Source organism: Nostoc cf. edaphicum LEGE 07299, from assembly GCF_015207245.1.
Taxonomy (GTDB): Bacteria; Cyanobacteriota; Cyanobacteriia; order Cyanobacteriales; family Nostocaceae; genus Nostoc; species Nostoc edaphicum_B.
This window is the reverse complement of the sequence record NZ_JADEXF010000235.1, coordinates 1-6,284: the sequence shown is the minus strand read 5'-3', so window position 1 is coordinate 6,284 and position 6,284 is coordinate 1. Positions and strand designations below refer to the sequence as shown.

Below are 6,284 nucleotides of genomic sequence, written 5' to 3'. Positions count from 1 at the left end.
GACTTTTCACTGGGTGCATCAGATTTTACATGGATAGAAAGCAGCAAATTCCCATTATTAGCAACTGAGTCTTACTATTTTGTTTTCCAAACATTGATTAACATGAAACATCTATTTTCCAGCGCAACAATACCTTCGTTTTTGGCTGCTACTGCCGTTGTGATATCGTCTTCTGCTTTTGCCCCTGCTAATGCCGCTTCGATGAATTTCACTATTAATGACTTCACCGGCGCGGATACTCAGGTGAAGTTTACCTTGGATGACGCAATAGCAGGAACTGGCAAAGTTCAGTTTAAAGTAGATTATTTATCCACTGGCAGCAACACAATTGCTGACATCCGTGGTGTTTTCTTCAACATTTTAGATAACTCACTCCTCAGTGGTCTTCAAGTAGCAGGTACAGATGTAACAAACAAACAATTTGGCCCTGCTGGAACAGTTAACTCTGTTGGTAGCGGCAGTAACAATCTCAATGGCGGTGGCATCTCCTTTGATGCTGGGGTAGAAATTGGTAAAGAAGGTATAGGTCAAGGAAAAGGCGACATTCAATCTACCATTTTTACCCTATCCCATAGTTCCAAAGCTTTAACGTTGGCTCAGTTTTCTAAGGAAAACTTTGGAGTGCGCCTAATGAGCGTCGGTTCTGGAAACAGTCGTGGCGGAAGTAGCAAACTCAAAGGAGAAGCCCCTTACTACACTCCCCCACCACCACCACCTAAAAAGGTGCCTGAGCCTACTACAGTAGTTGCCCTTGGGCTATTTGCTGTGGGTGCACTAAGAGTAGTGAAGAAAAAGCCTTTAGCATCAGCTTCAATTACAGTAGCCTAGAAGCTCCAATGGGAGACACCAGATGCATCCCCTCGTGGGATCGGATGTGTCTCCCTTAGTTTTATAAATTTTACTTATTAATCAGACATTAAAGCATCATACTGATTTATATAAATCCAGTCAGCCACTTTTGAAGAGCAAGTCAAAACGGGATAGAGCAGCTACAACCAGTGGCAAAGTTCTAAAATTAGAAGCATGAAATCAATTTGAGGACTTTATGGCTGCAAAAGTAGAAATTTACACTTGGAGAACTTGCCCGTTTTGTATCCGTGCTAAAAGTTTGCTGAAGAGTAAGGGTGTTGAATTTACAGAATACAGCATTGACGGAGATGAAGCAGCCAGAAATAAAATGGCTCAAAGAGCAAATGGACGGCGCTCTTTACCGCAAATTTTCATCAATGACGATCATGTTGGTGGTTGTGATGATATCCACGCTTTAGATAGTCAAGGCAAGCTGGATGAGCTATTAACTTCTAGCAATAGCGTATAGATTCAGAAGGTATTGCACTAGCGACAAGCCGCTACAAATTACACGGCAGTAACTACAACTCTAAAAACAAAGCGCTGCCTTGTCTACGGGCTTTTTCTTGACAAAAGCGATATCTGTCCACAAGACTTTACCCTCCAGCTTCCACTCAGCAGTACATATGTACGTCAATTGGTGAGAGCATCAAGAGATAATAATTAAATAACCATTTAATTTCTTGGTGATTGAGGTATAAAGGGTGAAACTGGCTTTTATCATTGATTCCATCCATCTGCTTGACCCGTGTCATGATACCAGTGTTGCCCTAATTGAAGCAGCGCAAATCCTGGGACACGAAGTTTGGATAACTCAAGCAAATCTGCTGAGTGTGGTGGAGGGCAAAGCTTTCGCTGTTCTACAGCGAGTCGAACTTGTACCAGTGCAGTTGGTGGAGGGACGCTGGGTAGCGGCGAATCCTTGGTATAAGTTGAGCGATTCCTGCTTAACTTCTTTAGAGACAATGGACGCCGTATTTATGCGGACAGATCCACCTGTCAATGATTCCTATTTATATGCCACATACATTCTTGATTACATTGACCAAAATAAAACCTTGGTGATTAACAGTCCCAGTGGCATCCGAGGGGCAAATGAAAAAATGTATGCCCTCCAGTTTACCAAAGCGATTCCAGAAACGATTGTCAGTGCTGATAAGCAATTTATCCGGCAATTTGTAGAAGCAAAGGGGGCAGGAGTTCTCAAACCACTGGGTAATAAAGCTGGCGAAGGAATTTTGTTTTTGCAATCAAGCGATCGCAATTTTAACTCCATTGTTGAACTCAGTACCCTCCAAGGTAAAGTGCCAGTAATGGTACAAACCTATTTACCAGAGGCAAAAGAAGGAGATAAGCGAATTATCTTGCTCAATGGTGAACCAATTGGTGCGCTCAATCGCCTCTCTAGTGGAACTGATTTTCGCAACAATATGGCAACTGGTGGTACAGTCGCTCAAACCGAAATTACCCCAAGAGAGTATGAAATTTGTACCCAAGTAGCCGAACGCTTACGCCAAGACGGCTTAATTTTTGTGGGCATTGACGTTATCGGTGGCTACCTAACTGAAGTTAACGTCACTAGTCCTACCGGAATTCGTGAGATTGACCGCCTAGATGGTACTCGCCTTGGTCATCAGGTTATTCAATGGATTGAACAGAGACTAAAAATCCAAAAATAATTTACATTTATTTTTTTGTTTGATGTCCTAAATTCTCCAGCAAACAGACTTCTTTCGGACACTTGCGTGGGTTTGTTTCCTACGCTACTTATTTAAAATAAGTATATTTACTTTTACGGAATATGAGTTTAGTGGATCGCAAGGGGTAGATGCATTCATGTCTATAATCGCCTGTGACGCTCGGTCGCCCTTGCGCCTTCCCTTTCGAGAAGACTTGTTAACACTGCGCTATCGATGATGCATCCGTAGTTGGGCAGGTATTCTTATTGTTTTGTTCTGAAAGCATAGCTGGACATGCAAGCCAATAGACTCCTGCCCAAATTCATTCTATAAAGTAGCGTTGACAAGTTTTTTTACCAATTGACAAAATTGGGTATGGCAAAAGATTGCTTATCCCTGTCCTTGGTAAAACCCTGGTGGAAGTAGCAGATTTTATACAGCGTTCAGCCTGACCTAAGACTGCTAAGTTAATCTAAAATCCCAAATCCCAAATCTTTTAATTCCTTGGTGTACGTCGATTTCTCAGAAAATCAGGGATATCTAATCCAGGTTTTTCCTTTGGTTCTGGAATTGGAGTTGGGGTTGGAGTTGAACTTGGAGTTGAGGTTGGGGGATTAACTGTCGGTTGCTGTGTTGTTGGACGCTTCGAGGTATTAGGTGCTACTCGAACGTTAGCCACGCTTTGTTGTACCGCAGCTTGCACTTCACCTGTAAATCCAGTGGCAATTACAGTAATTCTTACCTCACCTTGGAGCCTGTCATCAATTACAGCCCCAAAAATAATATTGGCGTTGGGATCGACTACCTCATAGATTGCTTCTGCCGCTGCATTAACTTCATGCAAAGTCAGGTCAGTACCACCTGTAATATTAAAGACAACCCCTCTAGCGCCTTCAATAGAACACTCTAGTAATGGTGAAGAAATAGCTGCGATCGCAGCTTCTCTAGCTCTGGATTTTCCAGAGCTAACGCCTATTCCCATCAAAGCCGAACCTGCATCTGCCATCACCGCTCGGACATCAGCAAAGTCAACGTTTACTAAACCGGGGATCGTGATGATATCAGAAATACCTTGCACCCCTTGACGCAGTACATCATCTGCATAACGAAAAGCTTCTTGTACAGGCGTTTGTTCGGGGATCACTTCCAGCAGTTTATTGTTGGGGATAATGATCAGTGTATCTACTCTACTTTTTAGTCCTTCAATACCTTGTTCCGCTTGGCTGGTGCGGCGGCGTCCCTCAAAAACAAATGGACGTGTTACTACACCAACAGTTAGAGCGCCCATTTCTTTGGCCACTTCTGCCACGATTGGTGCTGCACCCGTCCCAGTACCACCCCCCATACCAGCAGTGATAAATACTAAATCTGCACCCTCTAAAGCCGTAGCAATTTCGTCCCGTGATTCCTCAGCTGCCTTTTGACCGATAGCAGGATTACCACCTGCTCCTAAACCCCGTGTTAGCTTCTGCCCAATTTGCAATCGACTTGGAGCGCCAGCTAAGGTAAGAGCTTGGGCATCAGTGTTAATTGACCAAAACTCTACCCCAGAGACATCAGACTCGATCATGCGGTTAACAGCATTACCACCACCACCACCGACGCCAATCACTTTGATGTTGGCGACCCGACCAGGAACAATCTCACCAATTCGGCTATTTTCAGGAGAAATTTTCTTATTATCGTGATTTTGTCCGAAGTTCAGCCCAGAGTTATTAAAGGGATTGGTTGAGTTAACTGCCAGAGAGAACCCCGGCTGTCCCGTAGATTGGGAATTTTTATAGTTAAGTCCTTGGTTATTATCAAGTGTCATTGGATTTGTGAAAGGGTAGATAAACGACTTTTTCAGGTGTTATTCACCTAAGAGTCAACTTTAGTTTGACAATGCCACAATACTATGGCGTTGCTCTTTATTATTTTCACTACTGCCAAGCCTAACAGAATTGGCAGTGCGAAAATTTGCTATGGGATAAGCCTTTAACACAGCCGATCGCACAGCCAATTCTAGAGAAGTATACCTATATTTATCTAAAACTGACCTGTATAACTTCAACCAGACATTAGTCTTAGCACAGGGCATAACTTGTAAAGACACACTACAGCGTATCTTCTCTGCCTCAATAATAATATTGTTAATAGGTTTCACCATTAGGGATGATTGCAACTTTATACACAAAATCTACCTTCTACTTACTTATCCTTAAGGTTAAACTAAGCAAGAATTTACTTGTCAGACTATATCTGATTAATTTGTTGTTTGGGTGGTCTCAATGGACACTTTGTTGGAGCAATAGTCTATCCTACAAGAACCCTCACTAATGCGACCAACAAATCGAGGTTTCCTAAGAAATTTCGTCACCTAATAGGAATTACACCACAGAACAGTCCAAACTGATTGCCCAGAAGCAATGCTTATGCAACTTTAGGCGTTATCGTTACAGATTGAAACTTCGGTAAACTGCCTTTGGAAGTGTCCTCAACAGACCAAAGTCAGAGCCTTTTGTCTCTGCACTTGGATGGCGGCGTAAACCGTTCTCATCAGTGGCCTCTGCTCACGAGTCTGAATCTGAATGAAAAGCTCAAGCAACTTTCTCTTTTTTGCATTGGGTTTAGCCAAAGAATGTATGGGCAGAAGGCGTTTTGCAGGCCATAGACCATTATTAGATCGTTTGACATCTTGCACCCTAATATTAGATGTTAGGGTAACAATTGAGTGTATGTTACTCCCAATGGAGATTTTATGATTGATCTTCTCATTTTAATTAGAAGTTAATGCCGATTTTCGTGCGATTTGCTGGAAAACTGAAAATAATTAATATATTTATCAGCATAAAGCTTCTTCATTTACTAAGAGCTATCAAAATAATAAACATGCTAAATGTTTTTAAGGATTTTGGGAGTTAATTTTTGGTCTTTTTGGTTCATCTGTACTAATGGAAAATCGGGATTTTTTAGATCAATATACTCTATTTGACCGGGATTAAATTTTGTTGCTAAATGGCGCATTTGGGCGAGTACCTTAATTTGTTCAGATAACTGGGAACCTGGAACACCGAGATGCACATTTCCTAATTCCGTTTTCAAAATTAAATTTGTTGGATTTTGGCAATCAATTTCCATCACTTTCACAGGACTTTGACTCACAGCTTCATGGAGTTGAGTCCAGTAGAGGCAGTATTGATTTGGCGAACCAATTACTCTGAGATTGGGTAATTTTCTAGTGGGATTCAGTGATGTATATTTTTCTAAAGGCATCCAGTCCCCACTTGCATCTAGCAAACCGATTGTTACTTTTTTGTTGCCACGTGTTTGAGTTACTGCTACAGGTACTCGTTCTTGGATTTCAATGATTAATCCAGGAGGAAATAGGCGGCGTCTGACGATCGCTTGGGCAATAGTTGGTTGTTTCTTTAAAGAGTTAGCGATCGCTGACGGTTCAATCCGCCACAAAGACTGAGGGTAAGATAGCACCAACAATGACTGAGTTGTTTGATCTGACAGCAATTTATTACCTGATTTCATCACTATTTGTTTGGGAGCCTTTAGCATCCACATCGGTTGGACTGCCACCCACAACAATCCACCCGCCAAACCAGTAATAGCAAAGGTTCGCCAAATAGCTTGAATAATTCTCATCTGCCGCTGCCGACGCAATTTCTGACGACGTTGGGCTAGATGCGTGCGGGAAACTGATATTATGCCAGCCATTCACACCCCTTTTTGATTGCAATCTAAATTCCTTGACAAGCTCGTATC

Annotated in this window: 6 protein-coding genes; 3 read left to right on the top strand and 3 right to left on the bottom strand. The window is 42.2% G+C overall.

Features of this window, described 5'->3' with window-relative positions; all coding sequences use genetic code 11:
• Positions 1-9 precede the first annotated feature (9 nt).
• The 3 genes from IQ229_RS09165 to gshB all read left to right on the top strand — a co-directional run bounded on the left by IQ229_RS09165 (position 10) and on the right by gshB (position 2,528).
• The gene (locus IQ229_RS09165) at positions 10-828 is read left to right on the top strand and encodes a PEP-CTERM sorting domain-containing protein (protein WP_409339912.1); all 819 of its coding nucleotides are present in this window, start codon (positions 10-12) and stop codon (positions 826-828) included.
• A gap of 217 nt (positions 829-1,045) precedes the next feature.
• The gene (grxC, locus tag IQ229_RS09160) at positions 1,046-1,318 is read left to right on the top strand and encodes a glutaredoxin 3 (RefSeq protein ID WP_194043067.1); all 273 of its coding nucleotides are present in this window, start codon (positions 1,046-1,048) and stop codon (positions 1,316-1,318) included.
• A 235-nt stretch (positions 1,319-1,553) separates the two neighbouring features.
• On the top strand, positions 1,554-2,528 hold the full coding sequence (gene gshB / locus IQ229_RS09155) for a glutathione synthase (protein ID WP_194043066.1): 975 nt from the start codon (positions 1,554-1,556) through the stop codon (positions 2,526-2,528).
• Between the two features lie 496 nt (positions 2,529-3,024).
• On the opposite strand, the gene ftsZ is transcribed toward gshB, so the two are convergent.
• The 3 genes from ftsZ to IQ229_RS09140 form a co-directional block, all read right to left on the bottom strand.
• A complete protein-coding gene (ftsZ, locus tag IQ229_RS09150) occupies positions 3,025-4,341 on the bottom strand; it encodes a cell division protein FtsZ (protein WP_194043065.1) in 1,317 nt (438 codons plus the stop codon).
• Between the two features lie 60 nt (positions 4,342-4,401).
• Positions 4,402-4,677 (bottom strand): hypothetical protein, encoded by a 276-nt coding sequence (locus IQ229_RS09145; RefSeq protein ID WP_228013329.1) that lies wholly within the window; start codon positions 4,675-4,677, stop codon positions 4,402-4,404.
• Between the two features lie 725 nt (positions 4,678-5,402).
• On the bottom strand, positions 5,403-6,236 hold the full coding sequence (locus IQ229_RS09140) for a cell division protein FtsQ/DivIB (RefSeq protein ID WP_194043064.1): 834 nt from the start codon (positions 6,234-6,236) through the stop codon (positions 5,403-5,405).
• Between the last annotated feature and the right edge of the window lie 48 nt (positions 6,237-6,284).